Source organism: Aeromonas dhakensis (assembly GCF_002285935.1).
In the GTDB taxonomy this organism is placed as follows: Bacteria; Pseudomonadota; Gammaproteobacteria; order Enterobacterales; family Aeromonadaceae; genus Aeromonas; species Aeromonas dhakensis.
This window is the reverse complement of record NZ_CP023141.1, coordinates 2,155,674-2,171,233: the sequence shown is the minus strand read 5'-3', so window position 1 is coordinate 2,171,233 and position 15,560 is coordinate 2,155,674. Positions and strand designations below refer to the sequence as shown.

11 protein-coding genes are annotated in these 15,560 nt (G+C 63.7%); 8 read left to right on the top strand and 3 right to left on the bottom strand.

Going from position 1 to position 15,560, the window contains the following annotated elements:
• Window positions 1-28: 28 nt before the first annotated feature.
• Window positions 29-457 carry a GNAT family N-acetyltransferase gene (locus tag CK627_RS10550; protein ID WP_005303147.1) on the bottom strand — a complete coding sequence of 143 codons (429 nt, stop codon included), beginning with the start codon at window positions 455-457 and terminating at the stop codon, window positions 29-31.
• Between the two features lie 180 nt (window positions 458-637).
• Here CK627_RS10550 and rdgC point away from each other — a divergent pair, with 180 nt between their 5' ends.
• The 4 genes from rdgC (at window position 638) to CK627_RS10530 (ending at window position 7,116) form a co-directional block, all read left to right on the top strand.
• Complete coding sequence (gene rdgC, locus CK627_RS10545) at window positions 638-1,549, top strand: recombination-associated protein RdgC (protein WP_005303149.1); 912 nt, start codon at window positions 638-640, stop codon at window positions 1,547-1,549.
• 178 nt (window positions 1,550-1,727) lie between these two features.
• Window positions 1,728-3,506 (top strand): gamma-glutamyltransferase, encoded by a 1,779-nt coding sequence (gene ggt / locus CK627_RS10540; RefSeq protein WP_095592296.1) that lies wholly within the window; start codon window positions 1,728-1,730, stop codon window positions 3,504-3,506.
• A 385-nt stretch (window positions 3,507-3,891) separates the two neighbouring features.
• A complete protein-coding gene (ybaL, locus tag CK627_RS10535; RefSeq protein ID WP_095592295.1) occupies window positions 3,892-5,535 on the top strand; it encodes a YbaL family putative K(+) efflux transporter in 1,644 nt (547 codons plus the stop codon).
• Between the two features lie 399 nt (window positions 5,536-5,934).
• On the top strand, window positions 5,935-7,116 hold the full coding sequence (locus CK627_RS10530; protein ID WP_095592294.1) for a M28 family metallopeptidase: 1,182 nt from the start codon (window positions 5,935-5,937) through the stop codon (window positions 7,114-7,116).
• A 75-nt stretch (window positions 7,117-7,191) separates the two neighbouring features.
• On the opposite strand, the gene CK627_RS10525 is transcribed toward CK627_RS10530, so the two are convergent.
• Window positions 7,192-7,404: a hypothetical protein gene (locus CK627_RS10525; protein ID WP_017778406.1), complete on the bottom strand. Its 213-nt coding sequence runs from the start codon at window positions 7,402-7,404 to the stop codon at window positions 7,192-7,194.
• Window positions 7,405-7,720: 316 nt separating this feature from the next.
• On the opposite strand from CK627_RS10525, the gene pykF reads away from it, so the two are divergent.
• The 4 genes from pykF to pgl all read left to right on the top strand — a co-directional run bounded on the left by pykF (window position 7,721) and on the right by pgl (window position 14,726).
• Entirely contained in the window at window positions 7,721-9,133 is a 1,413-nt protein-coding gene (gene pykF, locus CK627_RS10520) for a pyruvate kinase PykF (RefSeq protein WP_010633307.1), read from the top strand.
• Between the two features lie 150 nt (window positions 9,134-9,283).
• A complete protein-coding gene (gene mscK, locus CK627_RS10515) occupies window positions 9,284-12,607 on the top strand; it encodes a mechanosensitive channel MscK (protein ID WP_095592293.1) in 3,324 nt (1,107 codons plus the stop codon).
• A gap of 209 nt (window positions 12,608-12,816) precedes the next feature.
• Window positions 12,817-13,650, top strand: coding sequence for a pyridoxamine 5'-phosphate oxidase family protein (locus tag CK627_RS10510; RefSeq protein WP_095592292.1), 834 nt, complete (start codon window positions 12,817-12,819; stop codon window positions 13,648-13,650).
• Window positions 13,651-13,715: 65 nt separating this feature from the next.
• Window positions 13,716-14,726, top strand: a complete 1,011-nt coding sequence (gene pgl, locus CK627_RS10505; protein WP_095592291.1) for a 6-phosphogluconolactonase — start codon at window positions 13,716-13,718, stop codon at window positions 14,724-14,726.
• Between the two features lie 56 nt (window positions 14,727-14,782).
• On the opposite strand, the gene CK627_RS10500 is transcribed toward pgl, so the two are convergent.
• Window positions 14,783-15,523, bottom strand: a complete 741-nt coding sequence (locus CK627_RS10500) for a dienelactone hydrolase family protein (RefSeq protein ID WP_095592290.1) — start codon at window positions 15,521-15,523, stop codon at window positions 14,783-14,785.
• Window positions 15,524-15,560: the final 37 nt, after the last annotated feature.

The window sequence follows — 15,560 nt, the reverse complement described above, 5'->3', positions numbered from 1 at the left end:
CAAGCCGGAGCGGGTGCTGGCGTCAGATTCAGGCGGGCTCGCAGCACATCTGGTACTGGGGATGACCGGTGAGCGGGTCGGCCAGCTCCCCCTCGATCACGAAACCGTGGCGACGATAGAAGCGCACCGCCTGATCGTTTTCCACAAAGACCCGGGCATGCAGCCTGGCCCCCTTGGACTTGGCCTCCTGCAGCAGGGCATGGCCCACCCCCCGCCCCTGACGGTCGGGGCGCACGAACAGGGCGGCCAGGTAGTCATCCACCAGCGCCATGAAGCCGAGCAGCTCGCCGCGCTCCTCGAACACCCAGATGCGGGCGCGCTCGAGATAGCGGGTGCGCAGATCTTCCTGCGCCTGCCACCAGCAGGAAGCATCGACAAAATCATGGGCCTGCAGGGAGGCCAGCAACCAGATCTCGACGATCTCGTCCATGTCGTCGGACCGACTCGCCCTCAGCATATTGGTATCCTTGTTAACAACCTTAACATCCGCAGTCTAGGGGAGTTTGATGACGGCTTTGGGGACGGATATGACTCCCTGTGAAGTCGATCGCCCTTTATTTAGCAAGAATGATTGGCTGATCACAAAGCGCCTCTCTAGTACAATGCCCGCCGGACAATCTATGAGACCGAGGACGCCATGTGGTTTAAAAACCTGCAGATTTATCGCTTTACCCGCCCCTTCGAGCTGACCGTCGAGCAGCTGGAAACCCAGCTGGAAGCCTGTGCCTTCACCCCGTGCGGCAGCCAGGACATCTCCCGGTTCGGGTGGGTCAAGCCCCTTGGCAAATTCGGCTCCACCCTGACCCACTCCGCCGCCGGCCACATCCTGCTGTGCGCTCGCAAGGAAGAGAAGATGCTGCCCGGCACCGTGGTCAAGGAGATGCTGGCGGAGAAGGTAGAGGCGATCGAGTTCGAACAGGGCCGCGCCCTCAAGAAGAAAGAGAAGGAAGCGCTCAAGGAAGAGATCATGCACACCCTGCTGCCGCGCGCCTTCAGCCGCACCAGCCAGACCTTCGCCTGGATCAATCCGGCCGACAACCTGATGGTGGTGGACGCGGGCTCCGCCAAGAAGGCGGACGATCTGCTGGCCCTGCTGCGCAAGTCCATCGGCACCCTGCCGGTGGTGCCGGTGGCCCTCAAGAACCCGCCCGAGATCACCATGACCGAGTGGCTGAACGAGGGCAACCTGCCCGCCTCCTTCACCCTGGAGGACGAGGCCGAGCTGCGCAGCGCCATGGAGCATGGCGGCATCATCCGCTGCAAGCAGCAGGATCTGATGAGCGACGAGATCAAGAACCACCTGGCCAACGACAAGCTGGTCACCAAGCTGGCCCTCAACTGGGGCGAGACCCTGAGCTTCGTGCTGGGGGATGACCTCTCCATCAAGCGCCTCAAGTTCAGCGAAGAGCTGCGCGAGCAGAACGACGACGTCACCAGCGAAGATCCGGCCGCCCGTCTGGATGCCGACTTCGCGCTGGTGACCGCCGAGCTGGCCCAGTTCATCCCGGCCCTGTTCGCCGCCCTGGGCGGTGAAGAGCAGTCCATCTAAGCGAATTGGCTCAGCCTGATTGCAAAAAACCGCCTCCGGGCGGTTTTTTTATGGGCTGGCGCCGGTTCGACTTGTTGATAGATGAGTAACTTGTTGATCTGATTCAACAACTTGAGTCATTAGCGCCAATCGTGACATAGTCGCTCCTCATGCTCATAAAACAGACAAGGAGAGTGTCATGTTGCGCAAACCACTGGGGCTGGCCATCGCCCTCGCACTGCTGGCCGGCTGCGCCGCTCAGCAGAGCCTGCAAGCGCCCCCCGCCCACACCCTGATCGCACCGGAGGCCGCCAGCGGCTGGCAGGACAAACAAGGCTGGCAAGGCCGCGACTTCATGGTGGCCGCCGCCAACCCGCTGGCGGTGGAGGCGGGCTACCAGATGATCCAGGCCGGCGGCAGCGCGGTGGACGCCGCCATCGCGGTGCAGCTGGTGTTGACCCTGGTGGAGCCGCAATCCTCCGGCATCGGCGGTGGCTCGCTCATGCTGGTGTGGGATGGTCAGAAAGTCACGGCGGTGGATGGTCGCGAGACGGCCCCCGCCGCCGCCACCGATCAGCTGTTCATGAAGGATGGCAAGCCGATGGCCTTCTACGACGGCGTGGTGGGCGGGCGCTCGGTGGGCGCCCCCGGCACGGTGCGGGCACTGGCGCTGGCCCACCAGCGTTACGGCAAGCTGCCCTGGGCCAGCTTGTTCGAGCCCGCCATAACCCTCGCGGAGCAGGGATTCGTGATAAGCCCGCGGCTGGCCGCGCTGCTGGGCAAGGACCCTTACCTTGCCAAGGATCCAGACGCGCGAGCCTACTTCTATCAGGCCGACGGCAGCCCCAGAGCGGCGGGCAGCCGGCTGACCAACCCGGCCCTGGCCAAGGTGCTGCGTACCCTGGCAAGCGAGGGGCCGGACGCCTTCTATCGCGGCCCGCTGGCCGAGGCCATGGTGGCCAAGGTGCACGCCCACCCGACCAACCCCGGGGTGCTGAGCGCGGTCGATCTGGCCAGCTACCGCGCCAAGCTGCGCGACGGCCTCTGCTTTGACTATCGCCAGAGCCGGGTGTGCGGCTTCCCGTCCCCCTCGTCCGGCACCATAGCACTCGGCCAGATCTTCGGCATGCTGGAGAGTCGCGACATGGCGGCCCTCAAGCCGGTGCCAGGGGAGCAGGGCCAGCCGGCCGCCTCCGCCGAGGCGATCCACCTCTACAGCGAGGCGGCGCGGCTCGCCTTTGCCGATCGCAACCAGTACGTGGCGGACAGCGACTATGTGGCGGTCCCCGTCAGCGGCCTGCTCGACAAGCACTATCTGGCCCGGCGCGGCGCCCTCATCGGCGAGCGCTCCATGGGGCTGGCCAACGCGGGCACCCCGCCGCTGGCGCCGGCTCGCGGCCAGGATGCGACCCCTGAGCTCCCCTCCACCAGCCACATCTCCATCGTCGACAAGGCGGGGATGGCGGTCTCCATGACCAGCTCCATCGAAGACGGCTTCGGCTCGCGGCTGATGGTCAACGGCTACCTGCTCAACAACCAGCTCACCGACTTCTCCTTCACCTCGCTGGACGCCGCCGGGCTGCCGGTGGCCAACCGGGTGGAGCCGGGCAAGCGACCGCGCTCCTCCATGTCCCCCCTGCTGGTGTTTGACAAGAGCAGCGGCGAGCTGGAGATGAGCCTGGGCTCCCCGGGGGGCTCAGCCATCATCAACTACGTGGGCAAGACGCTGCTGGGCACCCAGGATTGGGGGCTCAACCTGCAGCAGGCGATCAATCTGCCCAACTTCGGCAGTCGCAACGGCCCCACCGAGCTGGAGGCGGGCCGCACCCCGGCCACCGTGGTCGAGGCACTCAAGGCGAAGGGGCACGAGGTGGTGCTGAGCGAGCAGACCTCGGGCCTGCAGGGGGTGCAGCGCAACGCCGGCGGCTGGCTTGGCGCCGCCGATCCGCGCCGGGAGGGGATCGCCAAGGGTCAGTGAACCCAGGGGTCTGCACCCAACCCTCAATGCAACGAAGCGGCCGGTCGGCCGCTTTTTTGTGAGGCCAGGCTGTGCTCGCCTTGGCCACAAAAATCATCACCGATTGATTAATACTGCCAAGCCAGGTCAATAAAAATAGAGCCACGCACCTTAAAACCATAACTTATCGACTTTTAATCTCAAAAATCCCTTTAAATGTGGATAAAGATTGTCCTTCCACCAAAAACGTATTATTTTTCAACAGAAACGGCAACTGTTGTCCCTCAGACACACCCCGTGCACGGGACCAGCATCTGTCTCTTTCGCCCCCTGCTCATTGACAGCTGCCCTCTTCACCCGCGCGGTGATCTGGTAGCCCCCTGACTGCCATTAGCGAGGTGACGACATGGACCACTCCCTTCCCCTGATTACCACCCTGGTCGGCGGCTTCGTGCTGGCCTACATCCTCGGCATGCTGGCCCAGCGCCTCAAGATCTCCCCCATGGTGGGCTATCTGGCGGCCGGCGTCATCTCTGGCCCCTTCACCCCGGGGTACGTGGCCGACATGAAGTTGGTGCCCGAGCTGGCGGAGCTGGGGGTGATCCTGCTGATGTTCGGGGTGGGGCTGCACTTCTCCTTTCGCGACCTGATGTCGGTAAAGCGGATCGCCATCCCGGGCGCCATCGCCCAGATCACCGTCGCCACCCTGCTCGGCATGGGGCTCGCCTCGCTGCTGGGGTGGGATCCGGTCGCCGGTCTGATGTTCGGCCTCGCTCTCTCCACCGCCAGTACCGTGGTGCTGCTGCGGGCACTGGAGAGCCGTCAGAATCTGGAGACCCTGCAGGGGCGCATCGCCATCGGCTGGCTCATCGTCGAGGATCTGGTGATGGTGTTGGCGCTGGTGATGTTGCCTATCATCGCCGACATCCGGTTCGGCGAGCAGGCCATGAGCTGGCAGAGCATAGCGCTGGATCTGGGCTGGACCCTCGGCAAGGTGAGCCTGTTCGTGGCGCTGATGATGGTGGTGGGCAGCCGCTTCATCCCCTGGCTGCTGACCCACACCGCCAGCACCGGCTCGCGCGAGCTGTTCACCCTGGCTGTACTGACCTGCTCCCTTGGCATCGCCTTCGGGGCGGTCAAGCTGTTCGGCGTCTCCTTCGCCCTTGGCGCCTTCTTCACCGGCATCGTCATGAACCGCTCCGAGCTGAGCCACCGCGCCGCCAACAACACCCTGCCGCTGCAGGACGCCTTCGCCGTGCTGTTCTTCGTCTCGGTGGGCATGCTGTTCAACCCGGCAGTGCTGCTGACCGAGCCGCTGGCGGTGCTGGCCACCCTGTTCATCATCATGTTCGGCAAGTCGGCGGCGGCCTACGCCATCGTGCGGCTGTTTCGCTACAGCAAGCGCACCGCCCTCACCATCTCCGCAAGCCTGGCCCAGATCGGCGAGTTCTCCTTCATCCTCATCGGGCTGGCCATAGTGCTAAAGCTGGTGCCGGAAGGAGCCCGTGACCTGATCCTGGTGGGAGCCAGCCTCTCCATCATGCTCAACCCGCTGGTGTTCAACGCCGTCGAGCGCTACCTGGAGAAACAGCCGGACGCCAACAACACCCAGGTGCTGGCCGAGTGCACATGCCCGCCGGTGGAGATGAAAGGCCACACCATACTGGCGGGCTATGGCCGGGTCGGCCGTCTGCTGGTGAATGGCCTGCAGCAGGCCAGGCGCGAGCTGGTGGTGATCGAGCAGGATCCGCACCGGCTGGAGAGCCTGCGCCAGGCCGACATTCCCCACGTCAACGGCAACGTGGCCGATGACGAGGTGCTGTGCCGCGCCGCCATCGCCGACGCCAGCTGGCTGCTGGTGGCCATCCCCAACAGCTTCGAGGCCGGCGAGGCCATCGCCCAGGCCAGGCTCATCAACCCGACCATCCGGGTGATCGCCCGTGCCCACAGCGACGACGAGGTGAGCTTCCTCACCAGGCAGGGGGCGGACAAGGTGATCATGGGGGAGCGGGAGATAGCCCTCGGCATTCTGGCTCAGGCGACCGCATAAACCGCCATCCAGTGAACCAGAGGGGCCTTGGCCCCTCTTTTTTATGCCTCTTTGTATATCCGCGCTTTTGGGCACCCAGGCCCCTCCTCACCCATTCCCGCTGACGTTTCGCGCCGATATGGCACAATTTGACTCCCTTTGTCAGCCCCCCAGGTCAGGGCCGAGTGCCGCCACGACCACGAGCCCCCTGCGCACCGCCCCCTCGCCAGCACAAAGCTCCGCCAGCCACCCTCGCCGGCCCGTAGTAGACAGCAGATCCTGCAGCGACCCCTACCGGATTGGGGGAGTACCGCGCCAGATGGGCAACTTCGCCGTTCAGTCTCCTTGGCTAGACTGGGCCAGTCGTCTTATGACACCCATTTGGCACATGTGCCCACAACCAATCTGGAAGGATCCGCCATGAAACCCTTGTTGACTGCCCTCTTGCTCCCCATGCTACCCCTCGCCGTACAGGCCGCCGAGCCCGTCTGGATAACGGTCGGTGCCGACAGCGGCGTCGAACTCAAGCAGGTAAAAGCCAAGCTGGCCCCCCTGTTCAGCGCCAGCGGCGCCCCCGTCCAGCTGGCCCAGGTCGAGGCGAGCGAGCTTGGCACCCTCTCCCACCTGATGCACGAAGGGCACCAGCGCTGCGGCGGCTACGTGGTGCACAGCACCCTGGCCGACGCCCTGCAGAGCATGGCCCAGCCCATCAGCCAGAACCTGTTCAGCGCCCCGCCGCTGACCCAGGGAGCCAGCGTCAACCGGCTGCTGCCCTACCTGGATCAGGGCAACATAGTCGGCACCATCAGCCAGCTCGCCAGCTGGCGCAACCGCTACTACACCACCACCACGGGGGTGCAGTCGGCTGACTGGGTGGCCGGCCAGTGGCAGACCCTGAGCGCGACCCTGCCCTGGGCCAGCGTCAGCCGGGTCAAGCACAGCGGCTATCCGCAGCAGTCCGTGGTGCTGACCCTCAAGGGCAGCCGCTACCCGGACGAAGTGGTGGTGCTCGGCGGTCATCTCGACTCCACCGCAGGCTCGGCCCCCAACAGCCGTACCCTGGCGCCAGGCGCCGATGACGATGCCTCCGGCATCGCCACCCTGACCGAGGTACTGCGGGTCATCGCCGAGCAGGGTCGCCAGCCGGAGCGCACCCTGCAGTTCATCGGCTATGCGGCGGAAGAGGTGGGGCTGCGCGGCTCCAAGGACATCGCCACCCGCTACAAGGCGGCCAACACCAAGGTGCTGGCGGCGCTGCAGCTGGACATGACCAACTACCAGGGCTCGGCGGAAGATATCGTCTTCATGACCGACTACACCGACCAGGGGCTGACCGGCTATTTGGCCCAGCTGCTGGACGCCTATCTGCCCCAGATCCGCTACGGCTACGACAGCTGCGGTTACGGCTGCTCGGATCACGCCTCCTGGCACAATCAGGGCTACCCGGCCGCCATGCCGTTCGAGTCGCGCTTCAACGACTACAACCCCAACATCCACACCGCCCGGGACACCTTGCAGAACTCGGATCCCTCGGCCGCCCACGCCCTCAAGTTCGCCCAGCTGGCCACCAGCTTCGCCATCGAGATGGGCAAGATAAACTGAGCCGCCAAGGCGCGGTGACGCACACAAAAACAAGAGGGAGGCCAGGCCTCCCTCTCTTGTTTTCAAACCTTCCGCTCAGGGCTGCCGATGCGCCCCGGCAAGCGGGGGATTGGTGCGCGGCAAGCCTTGCTGCGCGTGGGCCGTGGCGGCCTGCGCATGCAGCCTTTCAAGGCGCTCGAACGCGCGCAGCGCGCCATCGCGGGGAGCGGGATCGGCCGGCCAGCAGCTGGCGGGCAGCGCCTGCACACCCAGCAGGGCGACGGACAACAGCAGCAGATAAGGGACCATCTTGCGACACTCTTTGCGACACTACGGTGGCAGCAGAGTGTCTATTCTTGTCGGGGACCGATGACGGTTTGATGAAGGGACGGGATCGTCATTTTACAACATTTGACGAGGCGGGCCGGCGCCGAGATACATATGGCGACATTTATGCCAAATCTGCGCTGACCAGTTAATTTATGCCCTAAAAAGTAGCCGGGAGAAAAACGTTATCCCTGAAAAGAAAACGTTATCTGGTCAAAACGTTGTTTCTGGATCATAAAAAGTATCCAAAAACTGGTGTATATTGCACGGCGGAAACTCCTTAACCATGAAGACTGACATGAAAAAGACCAAAATCGTCTGCACCATCGGTCCCAAGACCGAATCCAAAGAAATGCTGGCCAAGATGCTGGACGCCGGCATGAACGTCATGCGCCTGAACTTCTCCCACGGCGACTACGCCGAGCACGGTGGTCGCATCAGCAACCTGCGCGCTGTCATGGCCGAAACCGGCAAGCACGCAGCCATCCTGCTGGACACCAAGGGTCCGGAAATCCGTACCATCAAGCTGGAAGGCGGCAACGACGTGGCTCTGGTCGCTGGCCAGACCTTCACCTTCACCACCGACCAGACCGTGGTTGGCAACAAAGACAAAGTCGCCGTGACCTATGCCGGTTTCGCCAACGACCTGCGCGTCGGCAACCGCATCCTGGTTGACGACGGCCTGATCGGTCTGGACGTCATCGAGATCACCGAGCGCGAAGTCATCTGTAAAGTACTGAACAACGGCGATCTGGGCGAGAACAAAGGCATCAACCTGCCGGGCGTCTCCATCAAGCTGCCGGCCCTGGCCGAGAAAGACAAGCGCGACCTGATCTTCGGTTGCGAGCAAGGCGTTGATTTCGTTGCCGCCTCCTTCATTCGCAAGAAAGAAGACGTGCTGGAAATCCGTGAGCACCTGAAAGCCCACGGTGGCGAGAACATCCAGATCATCTCCAAGATCGAAAACCAGGAAGGCCTGGACAACTTCGACGAGATCCTGGCTGTCTCCGACGGCATCATGGTTGCCCGTGGCGACATGGGTGTCGAAATCCCGGTTGAAGAAGTTATCTTCGCCCAGAAGATGATCATCGAGAAGTGCAACAAAGCCCGCAAAGTGGTCATCACCGCCACCCAGATGCTGGACTCCATGATCAAGAACCCGCGTCCGACCCGCGCCGAAGCCGGCGACGTGGCCAACGCCATCCTGGACGGTACCGACGCAGTCATGCTGTCCGGTGAGTCCGCCAAGGGCAAATACCCGCTGGAAGCCGTGACCATCATGGCCACCATCTGCGAGCGTACCGATGCCGTGATGCCGTCCAACCTGTCTGCTGCCAACGACAGCAACAAGCTGCGCATCACCGAAGCGGTCTGCAAAGGCGCGGTAGAGACCTCCGAGAAGCTGGACGCCCCGCTGATCGTGGTTGCCACCGAAGGCGGCAAGTCTGCCAAGGCCATCCGCAAGTACTTCCCGAAAGCCTGGATCCTGGCCATCACCACCAACAAGAAGACCGCTGCCCAGCTGGTGCTGACCAAGGGTGTGGTTGCTCACGTGGTTGACAGCATCGCCTCCACCGACGATTTCTATCGCATCGGCAAAGAAGCGGCCCTGGCCAGCGGCATGGGTCTGAAGGGTGACGTGGTTGTCATGGTCTCCGGTGCTCTGGTACCGAGCGGCACCACCAACACCGCTTCTGTTCACGTTCTTTAATCGGAACTGAACAAGCTGAAAACGGCGCCCGCGGGTGCCGTTTTTTTTATCTCGCCCCCCTGCTGCCCCTTTCTGCCCGGTGTTAGAATCCACGCGGATTTAATCCAAGTGGGACATCTCCCGAATATCGCGTAATAACCCGGAAGTTTTATGCTCTCAATACCGTTCAAAAGAGCCTCGGCCACCCTGTTGCCGCTGCTCTGCTTACTCGTCAGCCTCTGCGCCCCACAAGCCATGGCGCAGGACGTGCCCCAACGCGCCAGCGTACAACGGGCGCTCGACGCCCTCGGCAAGTCGGACACCCTCACCGTCAGCCAGCAGGCCGACCAGAAATTCCTGACCGACACCCTCACCCTGCTCGACAGCATCGAGAAAGAGAAGAGCAAGGCCAGAAGCCAGAACGAGCGCGTTCGCTCCCTGCCGGCCGAGCTGCGCGACATCAGCGCCAGACTGGATGCCCTGACCCAGGGCAAGAGCGCCGAGCAGATCAAGAGCGAATACGCCAGCATGAGCCTGAGCGAGCTGGAGAGTCGCCAGCCCGACGTCATGGCCAACATGCAGGATGCCCAGGAGGCCCTCGGCACCATCGGCAGCCAGCTCACCAACCTGCAGACCCTGCCGGAACGGGCTCAGGCCAGCATGAGCCGCGCCTATCAGCGCAGCCAGGAGATCCGTACCCGCCTCAACGCCGGTGACGGGGTGAGCAGCGCCGAGAAGATGAAGCTCAATGCCGAGCTGGCCCTGCTGGATCTGCAGCTGGCCAACCTGCAGAAGGAGCTGGACAACCGCACCAGCATGCAGGATCTGGCGGTCAAACAGCGCGACTACCAGACCGCCCGCCTCGCGAGCGAAGAGCAGAAGCTGCAACTGCTGCAGGAGCAGAGCAGTGCCAAGCGCCTGGGCGACACCGAAAAAACTGCAGAGCAGACCGGTGAGCTGGTGGCCGCCGCCGACAGCCCGCTGGTGCAAAAGGAGCAAGAGCTCAACCACCAGCTCAGCCAGCAGCTGGTCAGCGCCACCGCCAGCCTCAACTCGCTGGTGCAGAAGAACCTGCAGGCCAAGAGCTGGCTGGAGCGCGGCACCCAGACCGAACGCAACCTCAACGAACAGGTGCAGATGCTCAAGGGCAACCTGCTGCTGTCGCGCATCCTCTATCAGCTCTACCAGCAGTTGGAGTCCTCCCCCTCCACCCTGGTGAAAAACTTGGAGGAGCAGATCGCCGACCTGCACCTGGCCCAGTTCGAACTGAGCCAGCAGCGCGACCAGCTGTTCCAGAAGACCCAGTATCTGGACAACCTGATCGCCAATAGCAGCGAGCCGGTGAGCGAGGAGGACAGAGCCAGCCTCTCCAAGCTGCTCGACACCCGCATCAGCCTGCTCGACCAGCTCAACCGCCAGCTGGATGCCCAGCTGACCAACGCCATCAGCCTGCAACTGACCCAGCAGCAGCTGGCGCGGATCTACTCCTCCATCGAGTTCACCCTGCAGCAGCACATCTTCTGGGTGAGCAGCAACAAGCCCATCGACGGCAAGTGGTTCATCAGCTGGCCGGCCCAGGCCTACAAGCAGGCCTCCGACTGGGTGCTGAAACCGGACTGGAGCGGCTGGGGTGAAACCTTGCTGCCCATCACCCTGCTGGCCCTGCCGCTGCTGCTGATAGGTGGCCTGCTGATCTGGAAGCGCCCGACGCTGATCGAGCGGCAGAAGAAGATCACCAAGGATCTGGGGCGCTTTCGCCAGGACAGCCAGTGGCACACCCCGGCAGCCCTCTGCTATACCGTGCTGCAACGCCTGCCGGGCAGCCTGTTCATCCTGGCTGCCGGCCTGCTGCTGACTGACTGCGGTCTGCTCAGTTCCAAGCTGATTTTCCAGATCACCCTCAACCTGGCGCTCGGTTATCTGGTGTTCAGCGTCTATCTGGCGGTGATGCGGCCGGGCGGCATCGCCGAGAGCCACTTCCGCATTCCGAAAGCCGATCTGCAGGCCAAGCGCACCAGCATGCGCTACCTCTGGGTGCCCTTGCTGCCGCTCATCATGCTGTCGACCAAGGCGGTGGTGGAACCCTCCTCCCTTGGCAACGACGTGGTGGGTCAGGCGCTGACCCTGGCCCTGCTGGGGCTGGCCGCCTACCTGGTGTTCCCCATCTCCCGCGCCCGCATCAAGGGCGAGGCGAGCATGCAGCAGTCCATCACCGCCATCGCCCTGGCGCTGGCACCGGTGGCGCTGATCGTGCTGGTCGGACTGGGCTACTACTACACCGCCCTCAAGCTGACCGGCCGGCTGATCGAGTCCTTCTACCTGCTCATCCTCTGGAGCCTGGTCTACCGTACCGCCCTGCGCGGCCTTGAGCTCGCGGCCCGTCGCCTGGCCTATCGCCGTGCGGTGGCCAAACGCGAACACAAGGCCCAGGAGGATGCGGAAGGGGGAGACACCATCGAAGAGCAACCCATGGATCTGGAGGATGTCAGCCAGCAGTCGCTGCGTCTGACCCGTACCGTGTTGCTGCTGATCTTCGGCGTCGCCTTCTACTGGCTCTGGTCCGATCTGGTGGCGGTCTTCTCCTACCTCGACAGCATGGTGCTGTGGCACCGCACTGAAGGGACAGGGGCCAATGCCGTGATGTTCCCGATCAGCCTGAGCGACGTGCTGATAGGCTTCCTGCTGCTGGGCGGCGCCTGGTCGCTGGCCCGCAACCTGCCGGGTCTGCTGGAGGTGCTGGTGCTCTCCAAGCTGAACCTGGCCCAGGGCACGGCCTACGCCATCACCACCATGCTCAACTACGTGCTGATCGGGGTCGGCTCACTGACCGCCCTCTCCATGATGGGGGTGCAGTGGGACAAGCTGCAGTGGGTCGCCGGTGGTCTGTCGGTCGGTATCGGTTTTGGCATGAAGGAGATCCTCTCCAACTTCGTCTCCGGCATCATCATACTGTTCGAGCGTCCGGTGCGGATCGGTGACACCGTCACCATCGGCTCCTTCTCCGGCACCGTCTCGCGGATCCGCATTCGCGCCACCACCCTGACCGACTTCGACCGCAAGGAGGTGATCATCCCCAACCAGCAGCTGATGACCGAGCGGCTCATCAACTGGTCGTTGAGCGATACGGTCACCCGGGTCATCGTACGGGTAGGTGTGGCCTACGGTTCTGACCTGGAGCTGACCCGCACCCTGCTCAAGCAGGCGGCGGACGAGAACAGCCGCGTGCTCAAGGATCCGGCGCCCATCGTCTACTTCCTCACCTTCGGTGCCAGCACTCTGGATCACGAGCTGCGCTTCTTCGTGAGCGAACTCGGCGATCGCAACCCGGCGGTGGACGAGCTGAACCGCAAGATAGACCAGCTGTTCCGCGAAAACGGCATCGAGATCGCGTTCAACCAGATGGATGTCTACATCAAGAACATGAAGGACGAAGAGCAGAAGGTGGAGTCCGACTCCGCCCAGCCTCCCGCCCTGCCGGGCCCCCAGCCCGGTTAAGGCAGCCCCTCATCTCGTTCGAAGGCCCCGCAAGGGGCCTTTTTGTGTCGGTGGCCCACCGCCTGCGCTGGTTTTGTGACGGGCCGGCCAGAATGGGGCACGGTTTGTCGCTAGCCTGAAACGCTTGCCTCCCCGGATGAGGGGCCTGCCAATCCCGGTCGGCCGCGATACACTGAGGAGCCGATCCCCCACATTTGCCAAGGTGCGCCATGAGTTCCCAACCCTCTCTGCTCTCTTTTCTCGGCTCTCCCCTGCTCGGGGTGGCCGCCACCTATGTCGACCCCGCCAGCAAGGAGACCGGCGTCTACATCTGCGGGGTCGAGATCCAGCCAGACGACGAGCTGCTGCTGACCTTCCCCAAGGGGCACCAGCTGGCGGTGGGGGAGAAGATCACCCTGCATCTGGACAACCGTACCGGGGTCGACGAGTACGACGCCTCCTTGAGCGTCTATCGCGTCTCCTACAAGGGGGTGATCACCCGCACCGCTCCGGACAGGGTGCAGGTCACCCCGCTGCAGTTCGAACTCTGGTACGGCAACCGGGTGGTCTACGGCTTCGCCCAGCCGGGCTATCAACATCCGGCCGATGAACGCCCCGCTCGCGAGCTGCCCGTCACCCCGCTCACCGACCTGCCGGTGCCTGACTTGCGTGAAGTTGAGAACAAGATCGGGGTGCTGGTGACCCGGGCCCAGTCCCAGCCCCACACCACTGTGCTGGCGTTTCTCTCCTCCGATGAGGACGACATCTTCTTCATCACCTTCCCCGAGACCTTCAAGTCGCAGCTGCTCAAGCGCGACGGCCGCTGCCACTTCGCCATCGACTCGCGGGCGGTGTTCACCTACACCCGCGCCATCGAGTGGAACTACACCATCATCGCCGCCGATGCTTACCAGATCCCGCAGGATCACCCGCTGTTCGAACCTATCCGCGCCGCCTTCGTGCAGAAGAACCCGTGGGAAGTGGGCTTTTTCAGCCACCCGCAGGTGGAGCTCTACCACCTCAAGGCCCGCCAGGTGGTCTGCCCGGGCCGGGCAAAAGAGTAGCGCCAGCCGGGCGCGAAAGAGGATAAGATGGCCTGCGGTTGCCCATGACAAGGAGTGAGAAACAGATGCAGCAGGTCGTTTATGTGGCGAGCCCCGCCAGCCAGCAGATCCACGTGTTTGCCCTGACCGATACTGGGGAGCTCACGCCATTGCAGGTGGTCGACACCCCGGGCCAGGTCCAACCGCTGGTGATCAGCCCGAACGGGCGCTGGCTCCATGCCGCCGTGCGCCCCGATTTCGCCCTGATAAGCTATCGCATCGAGGCCGATGGCCGGCTGGAAACGCAGGGATCGGCACCGCTGGCGGGCAGCGCCTCCCACACCGCCATCTCGGCCGACAGCCGCTTCCTGCTGGCGGCCTCCTATGCCTTCAATCAGGTTACCGTCTCCGCCATCGGCGCCGACGGCCGGGCAGCGCCCCCCCACCAGCAGCTCGACGGCTTGCAGGCCGCCCATTCGGTCACCCTGCTGCGTGCAAATAAAAAGGGCGAGCAGGAGGTGCTGGTCGCCTGCCTCAAGGAGGATTGCATCCGCCGCTTTCTGCTCTGCAAGGAGGGGAGGCTGCGCCCCCATCCGCTGGGAGATCTGGTGACCGCCAGCGGTGCCGGGCCGCGCCATCTGACGCAGCACCCGAGCAATGGCGACCTCTATTGCCTCAACGAGCTCGACTGCACCATCAACCGCTACCGACCCACCGCCGATGGCGGGATCCGGCTCTGTCAGAGCCTCTCCATGCTGCCAGCCGGTTATCAGGGAGAGCGCTGGGGGGCGGATCTGCACGTGACACCCGACGGGCGTTTTCTCTACAGCAGCGAGCGGGCCAGCAGCCTGCTGACCCAGTTCGCCATCGCACCGGATGGCGAGCTCGGCGTGGTCGGCCACTTCCCGACCGAGACCATGCCCCGCGGTTTTGCCATCGATCAGAGCGGCCACTGGCTGCTGGCGGCCGGGCAGGCTTCCCACCAGCTGGCGGTGCATCGCATCGACCCGGTCAGCGGCGCCCTGACCCTGCTGGCACGCTATCACGTGGGGGACGGGGCCATGTGGGTGATCGTACTGGCACGCCATCAGCCATGATCAACCGACAGCAAAAAGCCATGGCAATGCCATGGCTTGCAAACCAGCGCACAGGGTTACTTTGCGGAGATCTCTGCCAGAAAACCGACCAGACGTTGCCAGGCAAGGGCATCGGCTTCGGCGTGGTACCTGTCTGATCCAAACACACTGAATGCGTGAGGGGCGCCACTGTAACTGGTCGCTTCATGGCTGATGCCGGCCCTCTCCAGCTCGCCGATCAAGGCGGCAAACTGCCCCAGGCTGACCGCCTCGTCAGCACTGCCATGCTGTATCAGCACACGTCCCCTGACCTGTTGGTAGTTCTGACCTAGCGGCGTCTCCAGCCCGCCATGCACGCTCACTGTACCGTGCAGCTCCGCCCCGCTACGGGCCAGCTCCAGCACGGCGGCACCTCCGAAACAGTAACCGAGCGCCACGACCTTTTCCGGTTTGCCTCCCAACCTCGTGGCCTCGGCCAGCGCCCCGACGAGCAGGGCCCGCATGCTCGCCCTGTCCTGGTATAGCGCCCCTGTCAGCCGCTTTTTATCCTCCACCGCAGTGGGTCTCACGCCAACGCCGAACAGATCGGCGGCAAACACCCGGTAACCCAAGGCCGCCAGCATGTCGGCACGCTTCATTTCATACCCGGTCAACCCATCCCAGTCATGGACCAGCAGCACCAGGGTTGACTGCTGACTGGCCCCCGCCAGATGATAACCTTCGAACGTCCGCCCTTCGACCTGATACCTGACGGACCCGGCCTGCAATCCTCCTGCCCACAGAGCCCAAAACAGGACAAGCATCCTGGTTATTCCCATCATCCACTCCTCTGCCTGGACGGCCAGCTCGCTGACG

Excerpts from the sequence above, each read along its gene's own strand:
- CK627_RS10510 (WP_095592292.1), top strand. The coding sequence starts at position 12,817 with ATGAGTTCCCAACCCTCTCTGCTCTCTTTTCTCGGCTCTCCCCTGCTC.
- CK627_RS10550 (WP_005303147.1), bottom strand. The coding sequence starts at position 457 with ATGCTGAGGGCGAGTCGGTCCGACGACATGGACGAGATCGTCGAGATC.
- rdgC (WP_005303149.1), top strand. The coding sequence starts at position 638 with ATGTGGTTTAAAAACCTGCAGATTTATCGCTTTACCCGCCCCTTCGAG.
- ybaL (WP_095592295.1), top strand. The coding sequence starts at position 3,892 with ATGGACCACTCCCTTCCCCTGATTACCACCCTGGTCGGCGGCTTCGTG.
- pykF (WP_010633307.1), top strand. The coding sequence starts at position 7,721 with ATGAAAAAGACCAAAATCGTCTGCACCATCGGTCCCAAGACCGAATCC.
- pgl (WP_095592291.1), top strand. The coding sequence starts at position 13,716 with ATGCAGCAGGTCGTTTATGTGGCGAGCCCCGCCAGCCAGCAGATCCAC.
- CK627_RS10500 (WP_095592290.1), bottom strand. The coding sequence starts at position 15,523 with ATGGGAATAACCAGGATGCTTGTCCTGTTTTGGGCTCTGTGGGCAGGA.
- CK627_RS10525 (WP_017778406.1), bottom strand. The coding sequence starts at position 7,404 with ATGGTCCCTTATCTGCTGCTGTTGTCCGTCGCCCTGCTGGGTGTGCAG.
- CK627_RS10530 (WP_095592294.1), top strand. The coding sequence starts at position 5,935 with ATGAAACCCTTGTTGACTGCCCTCTTGCTCCCCATGCTACCCCTCGCC.
- mscK (WP_095592293.1), top strand. The coding sequence starts at position 9,284 with ATGCTCTCAATACCGTTCAAAAGAGCCTCGGCCACCCTGTTGCCGCTG.
- ggt (WP_095592296.1), top strand. The coding sequence starts at position 1,728 with ATGTTGCGCAAACCACTGGGGCTGGCCATCGCCCTCGCACTGCTGGCC.